At 62.3% G+C, this 17,368-nt stretch carries 16 protein-coding genes; 12 read left to right on the forward strand and 4 right to left on the reverse strand.

Annotation, left to right across the window (positions count from 1 at the left end; translation table 11 throughout):
• Nucleotides 1–1,764, reverse strand: coding sequence for an aspartate--tRNA ligase (gene aspS, locus PU634_RS09675; RefSeq protein WP_306760589.1), 1,764 nt, complete (start codon nucleotides 1,762–1,764; stop codon nucleotides 1–3).
• A gap of 211 nt (nucleotides 1,765–1,975) precedes the next feature.
• On the opposite strand from aspS, the gene PU634_RS09680 reads away from it, so the two are divergent.
• The 6 genes from PU634_RS09680 (at nucleotide 1,976) to PU634_RS09705 (ending at nucleotide 7,919) form a co-directional block, all read left to right on the forward strand.
• The gene (locus PU634_RS09680) at nucleotides 1,976–2,818 is read left to right on the forward strand and encodes a DUF72 domain-containing protein (RefSeq protein ID WP_306760590.1); all 843 of its coding nucleotides are present in this window, start codon (nucleotides 1,976–1,978) and stop codon (nucleotides 2,816–2,818) included.
• A 123-nt stretch (nucleotides 2,819–2,941) separates the two neighbouring features.
• Entirely contained in the window at nucleotides 2,942–3,670 is a 729-nt protein-coding gene (gene cmoA, locus PU634_RS09685; protein WP_306760591.1) for a carboxy-S-adenosyl-L-methionine synthase CmoA, read from the forward strand.
• Nucleotides 3,667–4,674 carry a tRNA 5-methoxyuridine(34)/uridine 5-oxyacetic acid(34) synthase CmoB gene (gene cmoB / locus PU634_RS09690; RefSeq protein WP_306760592.1) on the forward strand — a complete coding sequence of 336 codons (1,008 nt, stop codon included), beginning with the start codon at nucleotides 3,667–3,669 and terminating at the stop codon, nucleotides 4,672–4,674. Before cmoA ends, cmoB begins: the two co-directional genes overlap by 4 nt.
• Entirely contained in the window at nucleotides 4,671–5,435 is a 765-nt protein-coding gene (locus PU634_RS09695) for an ATP-dependent zinc protease family protein (RefSeq protein WP_306760593.1), read from the forward strand. Before cmoB ends, PU634_RS09695 begins: the two co-directional genes overlap by 4 nt.
• A 5-nt stretch (nucleotides 5,436–5,440) precedes the next feature.
• Nucleotides 5,441–6,955 (forward strand): inactive transglutaminase family protein, encoded by a 1,515-nt coding sequence (locus tag PU634_RS09700; protein ID WP_306760594.1) that lies wholly within the window; start codon nucleotides 5,441–5,443, stop codon nucleotides 6,953–6,955.
• Nucleotides 6,948–7,919, forward strand: coding sequence for an alpha-L-glutamate ligase-like protein (locus PU634_RS09705; protein ID WP_306760595.1), 972 nt, complete (start codon nucleotides 6,948–6,950; stop codon nucleotides 7,917–7,919). Before PU634_RS09700 ends, PU634_RS09705 begins: the two co-directional genes overlap by 8 nt.
• A 130-nt stretch (nucleotides 7,920–8,049) precedes the next feature.
• Here PU634_RS09705 and rluB read toward each other — a convergent pair whose 3' ends face one another.
• Genes rluB through rnm form a run of 3 tightly spaced genes read right to left on the reverse strand, consistent with a single transcriptional unit; the run spans nucleotide 8,050 to nucleotide 10,458 of the window.
• Nucleotides 8,050–8,985 (reverse strand): 23S rRNA pseudouridine(2605) synthase RluB, encoded by a 936-nt coding sequence (gene rluB, locus PU634_RS09710; protein ID WP_306760596.1) that lies wholly within the window; start codon nucleotides 8,983–8,985, stop codon nucleotides 8,050–8,052.
• 9 nt (nucleotides 8,986–8,994) lie between these two features.
• Nucleotides 8,995–9,615: an L-threonylcarbamoyladenylate synthase gene (locus PU634_RS09715; protein ID WP_306760597.1), complete on the reverse strand. Its 621-nt coding sequence runs from the start codon at nucleotides 9,613–9,615 to the stop codon at nucleotides 8,995–8,997.
• Nucleotides 9,616–9,633: 18 nt separating this feature from the next.
• Nucleotides 9,634–10,458 (reverse strand): RNase RNM, encoded by an 825-nt coding sequence (gene rnm, locus PU634_RS09720; protein WP_306760598.1) that lies wholly within the window; start codon nucleotides 10,456–10,458, stop codon nucleotides 9,634–9,636.
• A gap of 383 nt (nucleotides 10,459–10,841) precedes the next feature.
• On the opposite strand from rnm, the gene PU634_RS09725 reads away from it, so the two are divergent.
• From PU634_RS09725 to trpA, 6 genes are read left to right on the forward strand one after another with little or no spacing between them, the layout of a single operon-like run.
• A complete protein-coding gene (locus PU634_RS09725) occupies nucleotides 10,842–12,389 on the forward strand; it encodes an anthranilate synthase component 1 (protein WP_306760599.1) in 1,548 nt (515 codons plus the stop codon).
• Entirely contained in the window at nucleotides 12,386–12,982 is a 597-nt protein-coding gene (locus PU634_RS09730; RefSeq protein WP_306760600.1) for an aminodeoxychorismate/anthranilate synthase component II, read from the forward strand. Before PU634_RS09725 ends, PU634_RS09730 begins: the two co-directional genes overlap by 4 nt.
• Entirely contained in the window at nucleotides 12,979–13,986 is a 1,008-nt protein-coding gene (gene trpD / locus PU634_RS09735; protein ID WP_306760601.1) for an anthranilate phosphoribosyltransferase, read from the forward strand. The genes PU634_RS09730 and trpD overlap by 4 nt, the downstream gene beginning before the upstream one ends.
• A complete protein-coding gene (trpCF, locus tag PU634_RS09740; protein ID WP_306760602.1) occupies nucleotides 13,980–15,365 on the forward strand; it encodes a bifunctional indole-3-glycerol-phosphate synthase TrpC/phosphoribosylanthranilate isomerase TrpF in 1,386 nt (461 codons plus the stop codon). Before trpD ends, trpCF begins: the two co-directional genes overlap by 7 nt.
• Nucleotides 15,362–16,555 carry a tryptophan synthase subunit beta gene (trpB, locus tag PU634_RS09745; RefSeq protein ID WP_306760603.1) on the forward strand — a complete coding sequence of 398 codons (1,194 nt, stop codon included), beginning with the start codon at nucleotides 15,362–15,364 and terminating at the stop codon, nucleotides 16,553–16,555. The genes trpCF and trpB overlap by 4 nt, the downstream gene beginning before the upstream one ends.
• The gene (gene trpA, locus PU634_RS09750) at nucleotides 16,552–17,358 is read left to right on the forward strand and encodes a tryptophan synthase subunit alpha (protein WP_306760604.1); all 807 of its coding nucleotides are present in this window, start codon (nucleotides 16,552–16,554) and stop codon (nucleotides 17,356–17,358) included. The genes trpB and trpA overlap by 4 nt, the downstream gene beginning before the upstream one ends.
• Nucleotides 17,359–17,368 lie beyond the last annotated feature (10 nt).

A 17,368-nucleotide genomic window follows, 5' to 3' on the forward strand; every position in this document is an offset into this window, starting at 1 on the left:
TTACTCCGCCTTGGGCTGCTCGGTGCGAATGGCAAGCTCCATCAGTGCATCCGGGTTGGCCAGGCTGGGCGCATCGGTGAGCAGGCAGGAGGCGGTAGTGGTTTTCGGGAAGGCAATCACGTCCCGAATGTTGTCGGTGCCGGTCAGCAGCATCACCAGGCGGTCCAGGCCAAAGGCCAGGCCGGCATGAGGGGGCGTGCCGTACTTGAGGGCGTCGAGCAGGAAGCCGAACTTCTCCTGCTGCTCCTCGGCGTTGATGCCGAGCAGGCGGAACACGGTCTGCTGCATGGCATTGTCGTGTATCCGCACCGAGCCACCGCCCACTTCATAACCGTTGATCACCATGTCGTAGGCGTTGGCCACGGCCGCCAGCGGGTTGGCCTCCAGCTCGGCAGCGGACACGTCCTTTGCGGCGGTAAAGGGATGGTGCATGGCATAGAGACGGTCGTCCTCTTCCTCGAACATGGGGAAGTCCACCACCCACAGCGGCTTCCAGCTGTTTTCGACGAGGTTCAGATCCTTGCCCAGCTTCAGGCGCAGGGCGCCCATGGCATCGGCCACCACCTTGGCACTGTCGGCGCCAAAGAAGATGGCATCGCCGTCGGTGGCGCCGGTACGGCTGACAAGCTCGGCCACAATGCCTTCGTTGAGGAACTTGGCAATGGGTGACTGAATGCCATCCAGGCCTTTGGCCGCTTCATTCACCTTGAGCCAGGCCAGGCCCTTGGCGCCGTAAATGCCCACGTACTTGCCGTATTCGTCGATCTGCTTGCGGGAAAGCTGAGCACCACCGGGCACGCGCAGCGCCGCCACCCGGCCCTTGGGATCGTTGGCGGGGCCGGAAAATACCTTGAAGTCGACGTCCTTCACCAGATCGGCCACGTCGGTCAGCTCCATGGCAATGCGCAGATCCGGCTTGTCGGAGCCAAAGCGGCGCATGGCTTCGGCGAAGCTCATTACCGGGAAGGCGCCCAGATCCACACCGGCCACATCCTGCCACAGTTCACGCACCAGCCGCTCCATCACCTCACGCACCTGCTCGGCACTCATAAAGGAGGTTTCCACATCGATCTGGGTAAATTCGGGCTGGCGGTCGGCGCGCAGATCCTCATCGCGGAAGCACTTTACAATCTGGTAGTAGCGATCGAAGCCGCTCATCATCAGCAGCTGCTTGAACAGCTGGGGCGACTGGGGCAGCGCGTAGAAATAGCCCTTGTGCACCCGGCTCGGCACCAGATAGTCGCGGGCGCCTTCCGGGGTGGCCTTGGTGAGCATGGGGGTTTCAATGTCGAGAAAGCCGTGTTCGTCCATAAAGCGGCGCACCCGGCTGGTGACCCGGGCGCGGGTCTTCAGGAAACGGGCCTGCTCGGGGCGGCGCAGATCCAGGTAACGATACTTGAGGCGCTGCTCTTCGGAGTTGTTCTGGTTGAAGTCCAGAGGCAGTGGCGCCGCCTTGTTGATGATGGTGAGTTCGTGGGCGAAGATTTCCACTTCGCCGGTGGCCATGTCCTTGTTTACCTGAGACTCGGGACGCGCGCGCACCACGCCTGTGATCTGCACGCAAAACTCGGCACGCAGGCCGGAGGCCTGGTCGTAGGCATCGGCCTTGTCGGGATCGAAAAACACCTGAACGATGCCTTCCCGGTCGCGCATGTCGATAAAGATGAGACCGCCCAGATCACGACGACGATGAACCCAGCCACTGAGGGTTACGCTCTGGCCAACCAGGGAGGCGTCTACCTGCCCGCAATAATGAGTGCGCATGGAGTCTTCCTATGATGTGCTTTGGCTGCGGCGCCCGGCCGCAGGCTTGAATTGGTCTGTAAACAGCGCGCTAGTATAATCGGAAACCCGAACAGGGGTAAAATCATGTCTTTAAAAGGCGGTAATAGGGAATAGGGACTGGTAAAGGCAAAAACCGCATTCTTCTGGTGCCGATTCCCCGGTCCCTGCTCCCTTGGTTGAAAGGAGAAATATGCCGTTATATCTGGGCCTGAGCCAGTGGTCCCATGCCGGCTGGCCGGGCAGCCTGCTGAGCCGGGGACTGAAAAGCACCGAGCATCTGGCCGACTATGCCCGTGTGTTCAATACCGTGGAAGGCAACACCAGCTTTTACGGCATGCCCGACACCCAGAGCCTGACGCGCTGGGCCGCCATGACCGGTGACGACTTTCGCTTTACCTTCAAGTTTCCGTCCACCGTCAGCCATCAGGGCCGCCTTGGCGACAATATTGCGCCGGCGCAGGCCTTTATTGAGCAGCTCACCCCCCTGCATCACAAGCTGGGCATGCTGATGCTGCAGCTGCCCGCCGCCTGCGGCCCGGAGCAGCTCGACGGCCTGGCGCACTTGCTTGAGGCCCTGCCCGACGGCTTTGAAGTAGGCGTGGAAGTGCGCCACCCGGCCTTTTTTGCCAAGGGCGAGGCCGAGCGCCGGCTTAACCGGCTGCTGCTGGAGCGAGGCGTCAACCGCATTATCATGGACTCCCGCACGGTGTTTGCCGTGGCTCCCGCCACCCCGGCGCTGGCGGATGCCCAGCAAAAGAAGCCAAGGGTGCCGGTGCACATCATCAGCACGGGGCATTCACCCGTGGTGCGCTTTATCGGCAATCCGGACCTCCCCGCCAACACCCCCTTCTGGCAGCCCTGGCTGCCCCGCCTGCGGGGCTGGCTGGATGAGGGCAAGTCGGTCTACCTGTTTGTGCACACCGCCGACAACGTCGAGGCACCGGCCCTGGCCGCCGCCCTCGCCGAGGCACTGGGAATGACCTTGCCCGCCTTTCCCGGTCAGATACCCGATGCGCAGGGAAGTTTGTTTTAAGCACAAAAAGAATTTGTCGCACTCAATGGTGCTCACCAAGACAACCCATTACGCTTCTTTTACAATACCCGCCATTCACCGCGGCAATACGGCCGTGAGCCAGAGTTCAGTATTCACGACACCATGCAAGAAAAAGATCACATCTTCGCCGCGCCCATTGCCCGGCTGGGCGACTTTTGCTTTGACCACAGGGTCGCCGACGTCTTTCCGGACATGATCAAGCGATCCGTGCCCGGTTACTCCAATATCATTTCCGCCATCGGCATGATGACGGCCCGTTTTGCCCAGCCCCATACCCGGCTTTATGATCTGGGCTGCTCGCTGGGTGCCGCCACGCAGGAAATGCGCCGCAACCTGAGCCAGCCCGGCTGCCGCATTGTGGCGGTCGACAATTCCGCCGCCATGGTGGAGCGGGCCCGCAACCATCTGGCCGCCTTTCGCTCCGGGGTGGAAGTGGAGCTGCTGGAAGCGGATATCTGCGACCTGGCCATTGAACATGCCTCCGTGGTGGTGCTCAACTTCACCCTGCAATTCATTGCGCCCGAAAAACGCGAAGCCCTGCTCACCAAAATCCATGCCGGCCTCAACCCCGGCGGCGTGCTGATTTTGAGCGAAAAGTTTGTCAGTGAAGACGACACCGTCAACGAATTGCTGATCGATCTGCACCACGACTTCAAGCGCGCCAACGGTTACAGCGAGCTGGAAATCAGCCAGAAACGCACCGCACTGGAAAACGTGCTGCGCCCCGACTCCCCCGAGCGGCACAAGGCCCGGCTCAAGGACATTGGCTTTGCCCACGTCGACATGTGGTTCCAGTGCTTTAACTTCGGCTCCATGGTGGCCATCAAATGATCGACTTTAGCGACTTTTACCAGCAGATTGCCAAGACCCGGCTCAGCCACTGGCTGCACTGTCTGCCCGCCCAGCTGCACGACTGGCAAAAGCAGCATCAGCATGGCGATCTGGCGCGCTGGAGCCGGGCCCTGCACAAACTGCCCCGCATTCACACCAACCGCATCGAGCTGACAGACCGGGTGGCCATCGGCCAGCCCGGCGAGGTGTCGGCGGGAGAGCAGAAAAAAATCGAAAGCCTGCTGGGCCAGTTTCACCCCTGGCGCAAGGGGCCATTCGAGGTGCACGGCATTCATATCGACACCGAGTGGCGCTCCGACTGGAAATGGGAGCGGCTCAGGCCCCACATCAGCCCGCTGAAATACCGCTATGTGCTGGATGTGGGTTGCGGCAGCGGCTACCACCTGTGGCGCATGATGGGCGACGGCGCCGAAATGGCGGTGGGCATAGATCCGTCCCAGCTGTTTCTGTGCCAGTTCGAGGCCATCAGGCACTTCGCCAATGGTTTTAAAGGGATCCAGGTATTACCCTTAGGCATAGAAGCGCTGCCCGAGCTGCGAGCCTTTGACACCGTGTTTTCCATGGGCGTGCTCTACCACCGGCGTTCGCCCGTCGATCATCTGCTGCAACTGAAGGCCCAGTTGCGTGACGGTGGCGAACTGGTGCTGGAAACCCTGGTGATCGACGGCGATGAACATCAGGTGCTGGTGCCAGGCGAGCGCTACGGCAAGATGCGCAATGTCTGGTTTATTCCAAGCTCGGCGGCCCTGGTGGGGTGGCTCGCCAAATGCGGCTTTGAACATATTCGGGTGGTGGATGAAAGCATTACCACCCAGGACGAACAACGGCGCACCGACTGGATGCGCAACGAATCGCTGGCGGACTTTCTCGATCCGAACGACCCCGGCAAAACCATTGAAGGATACCCGGCTCCCAAGCGTGCCATCATCATCGCCAACAAGCCGGTAGACCCGCAACACAAACCACAAGAGAGTAAAGGATGAACAAAGCGGCCCTGTCATTGCTGATGCCCCTGTTGCTGAGCGCCTGCGCCGGCCAGTTATCCGAGCCCGAGCCCCGGCCCGATCCCGTGTCCGGCCCCGAGCTGGCGGCGGCGCTGGCCGAGCAGGAAAGCCGTCTGGTCACCGCCATGGAAGAGCAGAACTCGCGGCTCAGCACCAGTCACCATGCCTTTATGACTGCCCTGCAGCAGGAAATCCGCAACCTGAAAAAACAGATGAAAGCGGCGCCGCCGGCGGCCACGCCCGCCCCGGCCAGCGAAAGTGAGCCCGCCAGCACTCCCGACAACGAAACCCGGGACGGCAAGCTGGTGGTGGGCGAAACCGAAAGCGTGTGGCTGGACGCGGTCAACGATATGTTCCCCGCGCGCATCGACACCGGCGCCACCACCTCGTCGCTCAGCGCCCAGGACATTACCGAATTTGAGCGCGACGGCAAGCCCTGGGTGAGCTTCAACATGGCCCACGAGGGCGTGGATGAAAAACTGCCGGTGGAAGCGCCGCTGGTACGCTATGTGCGCATTCGCCAGGCCTCCGCCGAGGAGACCGAGCGCCGCCCGGTGGTGGAGCTGACCCTGCGTCTGGGCCGGCTGTCGGAAAAAACCGAATTTACCCTCACCGACCGCTCCCAGATGACCTACCCGGTGCTGCTGGGTCGTGAGTTTCTCAAAGACATCGCCGTGGTTGATATCGCCCGCCGTAATGTGCAGGGCAAGCCCAAGCGCCCCAAAACTTCTAACGAGTAAAGTCCATGTACTCTCGCAAACCCTTTTATCTGATCGTGGCGGCCCTGTTTCTGGTGGGGCTGGCCCTCATGCTGCACCGCCATTTTGTGTATGAGGTGCCCTGGCTGCCCGGCGAGAAACGCCAGATCTGGTCGGTGGAAGCCAAGGTGGAGTTCGAGGCCAACGGCCGGCCGGTAAAGGCCTCGCTGGCGGTGCCCGGCAGTCAGCCCGGCTTTACCCTGATGAACGAGTCCGCCGCCTCTCCCGGTTATGGCCTGTCGTTTGTGCAAACCGAGGGCGGCACCCGGGCCGAGTGGTCCATTCGCTCCGCCACCGGCCATCAGGAGCTGTATTACAAGGTCGACATGATGCTCGACCCCTTTGCCAAGGGCCCCATCGGCAATGCGCCGCCCCAGATCCCCACGGTGGAAGTGGCCGAGCCCTATGCCACCGCCATGGATCAGGTGCTGACCCTGGCCCGGGAGCGCTCGTCCGACAACATTACCTTTACCCGCGAGCTGCTCAAGGAGCTGAACAACGGTGGCCAGAATGCCGAACTGCTGGCCCAGCACAAGTCGGCCGGCCCGCTGTTGCTGGAAATGCTGCACCGTGCCGGCGTACCGGCCCGGCTGCTGAAGGGCCTGCAACTGGAAGACGGCCGCCGGCGCCAGCCGCTGGTGGACGTGGTGCAGGTGTACGACGGCGAACGCTACCAGATTTTCAACCCGGCTACCGGCGATCAGGGCCTGCAGGAAAACCTGCTGCTGTGGGAATACCACTCGGCCCCGGTGCTGGATCTGGTGGGCGGCAGCAACTCCCGGGTCAGCTTCTCCATGCTGGAGCAGGAGCAGCCGGTGAACGTGGCCCTGGCCAAGAAGTTTGACCAGCCCGACTGGATCAACGTGTCGCTCTACAACCTGCCGCTGGAAGAGCAGGCGCTGTTCAAGGGCATTCTGCTGATCCCCATCGGGGTGCTGGCGGTGGTGTTCCTGCGCATTATCGTGGGGGTAAAAACCTCGGGCACCTTTATGCCAGTGCTGATCGCCATGGCCTTTATTCAGACCAGCCTGCTGACCGGCCTGGTGGGCTTTCTGCTGATCGTGGGCACCGGTCTGGTGCTGCGTTCCTACCTGTCGCACCTCAACCTGCTGCTGGTGGCGCGCATCTCGGCGGTGATCATCATGGTCATCGGCATGATCGGCTTTTTCAGTATCGTGGCCTACCAGCTGGGCCTGACCGAGGGCATGAAGATCACCTTCTTCCCCATGATCATTCTGGCCTGGACCATAGAACGCATGTCGGTGCTGTGGGAAGAGGAAGGCCCCAAGGAAGTGCTCAAGCAGGGCGGCGGCTCCCTGGTGGTGGCGGTGATGGCCTTCCTGGCCATGAACAACGAGCTGATCCGTCACCTGACCTTCAACTTCCTCGGATTACAGCTGATCGTGATGGCGGCGGTGCTGCTGCTGGGCAACTACACCGGCTATCGCCTGACCGAACTCAAGCGCTTCAAGCCTTTGGTTGACGAGCTGAAACATGATTAAGAACCTGCTGGCCAAATACGCCTCGCCCTTTGAGCTGGGCCGTCACGGCATTATGGGCATGAACCGGCGCAATATTTCCTATATCAGCCGCTACAACCCGCGACGGCTGTATCCGCTGGTGGACAACAAGCTCAAGACCAAGCAAATCGCCCTGGATGCCGGCGTGACCGTGCCCGATCTGGTGGGGGTGATCGAGTACCAGCACCAGGTGTCCCGGCTGTGGGACATGGTCAAGGACTGGCCGGGCTTTTGCATCAAGCCCGCCAAGGGCTCGGGGGGCAAGGGCATTACGGTGATCGTGGATCACGATCGCCAGCGCTTTACCAAACCCAGCGGCAAGGCCGAGACCATCGAAGATCTGGAACGCCATGTGTCCAATATTCTGGCCGGACTCTACTCCCTGGGGGGGAAACCGGACGTGGCGCTGATTGAAGCCCTGATCAACTTCGACGATGTGTTCGACGGCTTCTCCTACGAAGGCGTGCCCGACACCCGGGTGATCGTGTTCCGGGGCTTTCCCATCATGGCCATGATGCGGCTGTCCACCCAGGCGTCGGACGGCAAGGCCAACCTGCACCAGGGCGCCGTGGGCGTGGGCCTCGACATCAACACCGGCCGGGCCATTCGGGCGGTGCAGTTCAACGCGCCGGTACGCTACCATCCCGACACCGGGCGGGATCTGTTTGAGCTGAAGGTGCCCTACTGGGAGCAGCTGCTCAACCTGTCGTCGTCCTGCTACGAGATGTCGGGGCTGGGCTACATCGGCACCGACATGGTGCTCGACAAGCACAAGGGGCCCATGTTGCTGGAGCTGAACGCCCGCCCCGGCCTGGCGATTCAGACCGCCAACGCCGCCGGGCTGGTGCCGCGGCTGCGCAAGATTGAAAAGCTCGGCCGCAAAATCACCATGACCCCGGACGAACGGGTGGCGTTTTCCCGAAAGGAATTTGCCAGCGAACTTTGAACACACAGCTGGAAGCAAAAACGGTGCCGGGGTTAACCCCGGCACCGTTTTTTTGTAGGCCCGAATTTATTCGGGCAGACATATCAAAATGTTACCTCGTTGTCGCCCCACTAAAGTGGGGCCTACAGGCTTACATCCGTGTCTTGCGCTTTTGCCGCTGGCCGGGCTTGGGGCCCTGGCCGCGGGAGCCGGTGGGTGCCGGCTTTTTCGGGGCCGCGCCGGTGCCGGCGCCCTTGACCCGGGTGTTGTGCTTGCGCACCGCCTTGCGAATGCGGGCCACCTGCTTGTAGCGATCCGGGGCGTTCACGTCCACCTTGCTTTCCTGCTCCGGCGGCAGGCCCACTTCCTTGCGCAGGTAGTTCACCTGCTCCAGGGGCAGCTCGGCCCAGCCGCCCCGGGGCAGGTTCTTGGGCATCTCAATCTTGCCGTAGCGTACCCGCATCAGCCGGCTCACCTGCACGCCCTGAGACTCCCACAAGCGGCGCACTTCCCGGTTGCGGCCTTCCTTCAGGGTGACGTGGAACCAGAGGTTCATGCCCTCGCCGCCGGTGTATTTCAGGGTTTCAAAGCGGGCCTCGCCGTCTTCCAGCATCACGCCCTTGCGCAGCCGTTGCAGCATGGCCTCGTCCACTTCGCCAAACACCCGCACCGCGTATTCCCGGTCGATTTCATGGCGGGGGTGCATCAGCCGGTTGGCCAGCTCACCGTCTGTGGTAAACAGCAGCAGGCCGGAGGTGTTCACGTCCAGCCGGCCCACCGCTACCCAGCGCGCACCCTGCAGCCGCGGCAGGCGATCAAATACCGTGGGGCGGCCTTCCGGATCCTTGCGCGTGCTTACCTCGCCTTCCGGCTTGTGATAGGCCAGCACCCGGCACACGATGTCGCTTTCGGCCTGGGTTTCCACCAGATGGCCGTCTACCCGGATCTGCTCACTGCCGGTAACCCGGTCGCCCAGCACCGCCACCTTGCCGTTGACGCTCACCCGGCCCTGGCTGATCAGACCCTCGATTTCCCGGCGCGAGCCCTTGCCGGCCCGGGCCAGCACTTTTTGCAGTTTTTCAGTCATGATGTTCACTTATTCAAAAGGGGTGAGATCGCCCGCACCTTCGCGCACGATCACCGGGGTGTCGTCATACAGGTCCACCACCGTGGTGGGCTTTGAATCGATCACCCCGCCGTCGATAATCAGATCCACCACCTTTTCCAGCCGGTTGCGGATTTCAAAGGGGTCGTATTCCGCCTCGGTTTCGCCGGGCAAAATCAGGCTGCAGGACATCATGGGCTCGCCCAGGGCCTCGAGCAGGGCCAGGCTGATGGCGTGATCCGGCACGCGCAGACCAATGGTCTTGCGTTTGGGGTTCTGCAGCCGCTTGGGCACTTCCTTGGTGGCCCGCAGAATAAAGGTGTAGGCCCCCGGCGTGTTGTTTTTCATCAGCCGGAAGGCGGTATTGTCGACCCGGGCGTAGGCGGACAGCTCGGACAGATCCCGGCACACCAGGGTGAAGTTGTGGTCCTTGTCGATCTGGCGAATGCGGCAGATACGCTCCATGGCGTTCTTGTCGCCCACCAGGCAGCCGATGGCATAGCCCGAGTCGGTGGGATACACCACCACCCCACCCTGGCGCACAATGGCCACGGCCTGGTTGATCAGCCGTGGCTGGGGGTTGTCTGGATGAATTTCAAAAAACTGACTCATGATTCCTCCCGGAATGATTTACAGAAAGCGCTCCCACACAGGAGTGGCTTCTTTGGGCAGCCACAACTGGCGGCCCAGCTCCCGCCACTGGCTGGGAAAATGAAAATCGGAGCCCACGGACGCGGCCAGGCCGTATTCCTTGCTCCACTTGCCAAGGGTGGCACGTTCCTGCGGACTTTGCTGGGCCATGGACACCTCCATGGCATCGCCACCGGCCCCGGCAAAGGCGGTGAGCATGTTGCGAATCCACTTGTTCGATAAATCGTAGCGGGTGGGGTGCGCCAGCACCGCCACCCCGCCGGCCGCCTGTATGGTGTCGATGGCCTCCTCAAGGGAGCACCAGTCCGGCGGCGCATAGCCGGTGTTACCCCGGCTCAGAAACTTCTTGAATACCTTGCCCATGGAGTCGGCCGCGCCCTGCGCCAGCAGCCAGCGCGCCAGGTGGGTACGGGTAATGGCGGCCTCGCCGGCAATGGCCCTGGCGCCCTCATAGGCGCCCGGGTAACGGGCCTTTTCCAGCCGCTCCCCCATCAGCCGGGCGCGGGCATCGCGACGGGCGGCCTGGTCGGCGAGCAGCTGCGTAAGCCCTGAGTGAGCCGGATCCAGGTTCAGGCCCACCACATGAATTTCCTTGTGCTGCCACAGCGCCGAGATTTCCACCCCGGTCACCAGCCGGATACCGTGCTCGTCGGCGGCGGCCTGCGCCTCGGCCAGCCCCGCCACCGTGTCGTGGTCGGTCAGCGCCAGCACATCCACCTCCTTTTCGGCGGCCCGGGCCAGCAGTTCACCGGGGCTCAGGCTGCCGTCGGAGGCGGTGGAATGGCTGTGCAGGTCAATGCGCATAAAAAATCCTGTGGTCGGGCTTGACTTGGCACCGCAAATATCGTTTAACTGTACCCAGTTTTTCGATTAGCGAGATTGAGCGCCATGTTGCAGCAAACTTCCACTCTGACCATTTGGTGGTGGCACACTCCCTGAAGCGGGTGTGATTTGCTGTATTCATTCAACAGTCTCAGCGAACATAAAAGCCCGCAACTCTGCGGGCTTTTTTATTATCCAGTAAAAGGTGATGCGATGAAACCGACCTCTTTCATTTTTTGGCGATGGCAACCCGAAAACCGGCCTGTTCAGCAACCGGCATTCGCGTCCGTCACCGACGACGACATTGCCAGCCAGGTCATCAGACAGATCCCTGATGATCAGCATTAACACATAAGGAATACCCCATGGCGCAAGGTCAGCTCCACGTTTTATTGCAAGATGCACCCTACACCGATGATCCTCTGGCGTTATACGCCGCCCTCAGCCGGCCCGGCGACAACAGCCTGCTGCTGGAATCCGCCGAAATCGACACCAAGGCGGGCACCCAAAGCCTGCTGATGCTCGACGCCTGTGTGCGTCTGGTATGCCGGAGCCGGGAAGTGACCCTCACCGCCCTCAATGCCAACGGCCTGCCCGCCCTTGAGCTGATAGCCAGTGAGCTGGGGGGCGAACGCACCGACACCCAGCTTACCGTGACCCTGGCAGAGGCCGATGCCGACCAGGATGAAGACAGCCGGCTGAAAGCGCCCTCTGTGCTGGAAACCATTCGGCTTATTCTGACCCGCTTTACCGCCGACAAGGGCCAGCAGCACCTGTTTATGGGCGGCACCTTTGCCTACGACCTGATTGCCTCCTTTGAGCGCCTGCCCGAGGTGGCCGAGGGCATCAACCACTGCCCCGACTTCTGTTTTTATCTGGCGGAAACCCTGATCACCCTGGATCACGTGAAGGAGCAGTGCCATCTGGCCGCCTGCGCCTTTGATGCCGGCGAGCAGGCGCGGCTGCAGGCCCGCCTGAACGCGCTGGCCGCCGCCTGTGGCGAGCGTCATGCCAGCCCCGAGGCCGAGTCCGGCCTGAGCGGCAAGGTCACAGCCAGCAAGAGCGATGCCGAATTTCGCGCCGACGTGGAGCGGCTCAAGGGCAATATCGTCGCGGGTGACATCTTTCAGGTGGTGCCGTCCCGCTGTTTCACCCTGCCCTGCCCCAGCCCGCTGGCGGCCTACGGCAAGCTCAAGCAGACCAACCCCAGCCCCTACATGTTCTATGTGAACGATGAAGACTTCATTCTGTTCGGCGCCAGCCCCGAGAGTTCGGTGAAGTTTGACCATCACAACCGCCAGGTGGAAATGTACCCCATCGCCGGCACCCGCCGCCGGGGCTTTAACCCGGACGGCAGCATCAACCTGGATCTGGACGGCCGCATCGAGCTGGATCTGCGCCAGGACGAAAAGGAAACCGCCGAGCATCTGATGCTGGTGGATCTGGCCCGCAACGACATTGCCCGCATCAGCGAGCCCGGCAGCCGCTATGTCAAGGATCTGCTGAGCGTGGATCGCTACAGCCATGTGATGCACCTGGTGTCTCGCGTAGTGGGCACACTGCGTGCCGATCTCGACGCCCTGCACGGCTATCAGGCCTGCATGAACATGGGCACCCTCACCGGCGCCCCCAAAATTCGCGCCAGCGAGCTGATACGCGAGGTGGAAGGCCAGCGCCGGGGCAGCTACGGCGGTGCCGTGGGCTATGTGAACGGCCTCGGCGATATGGACACCTGCATCGTGATCCGCTCCGCCTTTGTCAGTAACGGCCAGGCCCATGTGCAGGCCGGCGCCGGCGTGGTGTATGACTCCAACCCGCAGTCGGAAGCCGACGAAACCCGCAACAAGGCGGCGGCGGTGCTCAATGCCATCGCCCTTTCCCACGGCACCACACTGGCGGAGGTGAGCTCATGAGCCAGACCATTTTCCTGCTCGACAACTACGACTCCTTTACCTACAACCTGGTGGATCAGTTCCGCGCCCTGGGCGCCACGGTGAACATTTACCGCAACACCGTGCCGGTGGCCCAACTGCTCACCGCCATGGAGCGGGCAGAGAACCCGGTGCTGGTACTCTCCCCCGGTCCGGGCAAACCCGCCGACGCCGGCAATATGCCCGCGCTGATTAAAGAATGCCTGGGCCGCTTTCCCATCCTGGGCATTTGCCTGGGCCATCAGGCCCTGGTGCAGCACTACGGCGGTACGGTGGAAAGCGCCGGCGAAATCAAGCACGGCAAAAGCTCGCTGATCAGCCACAGCGGTAACGGCGTGTTCAGCGGCCTGACCAACCCGTTGCCGGTGGCCCGTTACCACTCCCTGGTGGGCAGCAACATTCCCGCCGGCCTTGAGGTGATTGCCGACTTCAACGGCATGACCATGGCGGTACAGGACAAGGCCAACCGGGTGCTGGGCTTTCAGTTCCATCCCGAATCCATCATGACCACGGACGGGGCGCGCCTGCTGGCCCAGAGTCTGGAATGTATTACCAACAAGGAGAACGCCGCATGAGCCAGGCCATGGAGCAACTTTACCGGGGCGAACACATCAGCCGTGAGCAGGCCCACGCCCTGTTTGAGCAGGTGATGAGCGGCGATATGGACCCGATCGTGCTGTCTTCCCTGCTGACCGCATTAAAAATCAAGGGCGAAACCCCGGATGAGATCGCCGGCGCCGCCAGCGCCCTGCTGGCCGCCGCCAGACCCTTTCCGCGCCCCGACTACGCCTTTTGCGACATAGTAGGTACCGGCGGCGACGGCATGAACACCATTAACGTCTCCACCACCTCGGCGCTGGTGGCCGCCGCCTGCGGCATCAAGGTGGCCAAGCACGGCAACCGGGGCGTGTCCTCCAAATCGGGCTCTTCCGATCTGCTGGAGCAGCTGGGCATTCGCCTGGACCTGAGCCCGGAACAGGCCCGTCGCTGCCTGGACAAGACCAATGTGTGCTTTTTGTTTGCCCCCCACTACCACGGCGGCATTCGCCACGCCATGCCGGTGCGCCAGGCGCTGAAAACCCGCACCATCTTTAACGTGCTGGGCCCGCTGATCAACCCGGCGCGCCCCAGCTTTATGGTGCTGGGGGTATACAGCCCGGCGCTGGTGCGCCCCATTGCCGACACCCTGGTGGCCATGGGTCTGACCCGCGGCATGGTGGTACACGGCAGCGGCCTGGACGAAATTGCCATTCACGGCACCACCCACATTGCCGAGATCAATGGCGACACCATCAGCGAATATGACATCACCCCCGAAGAGCTGGGGCTGGAGCGCCACGACATCAGCGCCATTGTGGGCGGCGAGCCGGCGGAAAACCGCCGCATTACCGAGGCCCTGCTGGCCGGTGAAGGTACCCTGGCCCAGCAGAGCGTGATTGCCATGAACGTGGCGCCGCTGCTGCTGATGAGCGGCCAGGTGGAAAACCTCAAGCAGGGCGTGGAGCGGGCGCTGTCCGTGTTAAGATCCGGCCATGCCATGGGCGTGGTTAAACAACTGGCGGAGTTGAGTCAATGCTGAATACGGTGCTCGGCAAAATCGTTGCCGACAAAAAAATCTGGGTGCAGGAACGCAAGCAAAGCCAGCCGCTGGCGAGCTTTGAGGCTGGCCTCACCCCCAGTGATCGCCCCTTTGCCGAGGCCCTGGCCGCCGGCAAACCGGCCTTTATTCTGGAGTGCAAAAAAGCCTCCCCTTCCAAGGGGCTGATTCGGGAAGTGTTTGACCTGGACGCCATTGCCGGCGTGTATGGCCGCTACGCCTCGGCCATTTCGGTGCTGACCGACGAAAAATACTTTCAGGGTCGCTTTGAGTTTGTCACCCAGGTGCGCAATCAGGTCACCCAGCCGGTGATCTGCAAGGACTTCATTATCGACCCCTATCAGATCAAGCTGGCCCGTCATCACAACGCCGACGCCATTCTGCTGATGCTGTCGGTACTGAATGACGAAGAGTATGCCGAGCTGGCTGCAGTGGCCGAGTCGCTGAACATGGGCGTGCTCACCGAAGTGATCGACGAGGACGAAGTGGCCCGCGCCCTGGCACTGGGTGCCAAAGTCATTGGCATCAACAACCGGGATCTGCGGGATCTCTCCATCGATCTCGACCGCACCAAACGGCTGGCGGCGCTGATCCCCGACGACCGCGTGGTCATTTCCGAGTCAGGTATTCACCACCACGGCCAGACCAAGGCGCTTTCTGCCCATGCCGACGGCTTTCTGGTGGGCAGCTCGCTGATGGCCGAAGACGATCTGGACCTGGCGGTACGCCGGCTGATCCTGGGCGACAACAAGGTCTGTGGCCTGACACGTCCGGAAGACGCCGCCGCCGCCCATGAGGCCGGCGCCGTCTATGGCGGCCTGATTTTTGTGGCCAAAAGCCCCCGCTGTGTGGATGTGAACCAGGCGCGCACTATCATGGCCGCCGCCCCGCTCCACTATGTGGGCGTGTTTCAGAATCACGCCGTGGAGAATATTGTCACCACCGCCACCGAGCTGAGCCTGGCTGCGGTGCAGCTGCACGGCTCTGAGGACGATGCCACCATCGCCGAACTCAAGGCCCGGCTGCCCGGCGTGGCCATCTGGAAAGCGGTGGCGGTAAGCAACGAACTGCCGGCCCTGCCGAAAAATGCCGACCGGCTGCTGTTTGATACCAAATCCGGCAACCAGAGTGGCGGCACCGGGCTGGCCTTTGACTGGGCACTGTTAAACGACATCGACAAGGCCAATGCCATGCTGGCGGGCGGGCTCACTCCCGACAACGCCGCCACCGCGGCAAGCCAGGGCTGTCGCGGCCTGGACTTTAACTCCGGCGTGGAAAGCGCCCCCGGCCAGAAAGACGCAGCCAAACTCAAGGCCGCCTTTGCCACCCTCAGACATTACGGACGCAGGACACAAAAATGAGCTTACTGAACCCCTTTTTCGGCGACTTCGGCGGCATGTATGTACCGCAAATCCTGATGCCGGCACTGCTGCAACTGGAGCAGGCCTTTGTGGACGCCCAGCAGGATCCGGAATTTGACCGCGAATTTCGCGAGCTGCTGGCGGAATACGCCGGCCGCCCCACTCCGCTCACTCGCGTGCGCAACCTGGCCGCCAACACCAAGACCCGCATCTACCTGAAGCGGGAAGACCTGCTGCACGGCGGCGCCCACAAAACCAACCAGGTACTGGGCCAGGCACTGCTGGCCAAGCGCATGGGCAAGACCGAGATCATCGCCGAAACCGGCGCCGGTCAGCACGGCGTGGCCACCGCCCTGGCCTGTGCCCTGCTCGGTCTCAAGTGCCGGGTATACATGGGCGCGGTGGACTGCGAGCGGCAAAAGCCCAACGTCTTCCGCATGAAGCTGATGGGCGCCGAAGTGATTCCGGTGCACTCCGGCTCCGCCACCCTCAAGGACGCCTGCACCGAAGCGCTGCGCGACTGGGCCGCCAACTATGAGCAGGCACACTACCTGCTGGGCACCGCCGCCGGCCCCCACCCTTTCCCCACCATAGTGCGGGAATTTCAGCGCATGATTGGCGAAGAAGCCAAGGTACAGATTGTGGAGCACGAAGCGCGCCTGCCCGATGCGGTGATCGCCTGCGTGGGCGGTGGCTCCAACGCCATTGGCCTGTTTGCCGACTTTATTGAGGAAGAGAGCGTCAAACTTATCGGCGTGGAGCCGGCGGGCAAGGGCATTCACACCGGCGAGCACGGCGCCACCCTGGGTGAAGGCACCAAGGGCGTGTTCTTTGGCATGCTGTCGCTGATGATGCACGATGAAGACGGCCAGGTGGAAGAGTCCTACTCCGTTTCCGCCGGCCTCGACTTTCCTTCGGTCGGCCCCCAGCACGCGTTTCTTGCCACCACCGGCCGGGCCCAGTATGTGTCGGTGACCGATGACGAAGCCCTCGACGCCTTTCAGGCCCTGGCCCGCAACGAAGGCATTATTCCGGCGCTGGAATCTTCACACGCCCTGGCCTACGCCCTGAAAATGGCCGAGGCCGAGCCGGAAAAAGAACAAGTATTGGTGGTTAACCTGTCCGGTCGTGGCGACAAGGACATCTTTACCGTGGCCGATATTCTGGAGCAAAAAGGAGAAATCAAATGAGCCGCTACCACCGCCTGTTCGAGCGACTGAATGCCAGCAACGAAGGCGCCTTTGTGCCCTTCGTGACCCTGGGCGACCCTACCCCCGAGCACTCGCTCAAGGTGATTGATGCCCTGGTGGCCGGCGGCGCCGATGCCCTGGAGCTGGGCATTCCCTTCTCCGATCCCATTGCCGACGGCCCCACCATTCAGGCCGCCACCCTGCGTGCCCGCAATGCCGGCACCCGCACCCAGACCTGCTTTGACATGCTCAAACAGGTGCGGGAAAAATACCCCGAGCTGCCCATTGGCCTGCTGGTGTACGCCAACCTGGTGTATGCGCCCGGAGTAGACAGCTTCTACTCCCGCGCCGCCGAGGCCGGCGTAGACTCGGTGCTGGTGGCCGATGTGCCGCTGGAAATGGCCGCGCCGTTCAAGGCCGCCGCCGACAAGGCCGGCATTGAGAGCATTTATATCGCGCCGCCCAACGGCAGTGAGGCCACCCTGAAGGCCGTGGCGGAAATGGGCTCCGGCTACACCTACCTGCTGAGCCGTGCCGGCGTGACCGGCACCGAAACCAAAGCCGGCACCCCGGTAGACACCCTGCTGGCCACCCTGGCCAAATTCAATGCGCCGCCGTCCCTGCTCGGCTTTGGTATTTCCAGCCCCGAACAGGTGCGCGATGCCATTTCCGCCGGTGCCGCCGGCGCCATCTCCGGCTCCGCCGTGGTGAAAATCATTGAACAGCACCTGGACCAGCCCCAGGCCATGCTCGACGCCCTCACCGCCTTTGTAAAAGAGATGAAGGCCGCGACGCGCAAGTAAGACGTTGAAC

This window comes from Oceanimonas pelagia (assembly GCF_030849025.1).
In the GTDB taxonomy this organism is placed as follows: domain Bacteria; phylum Pseudomonadota; class Gammaproteobacteria; order Enterobacterales; family Aeromonadaceae; genus Oceanimonas; species Oceanimonas pelagia.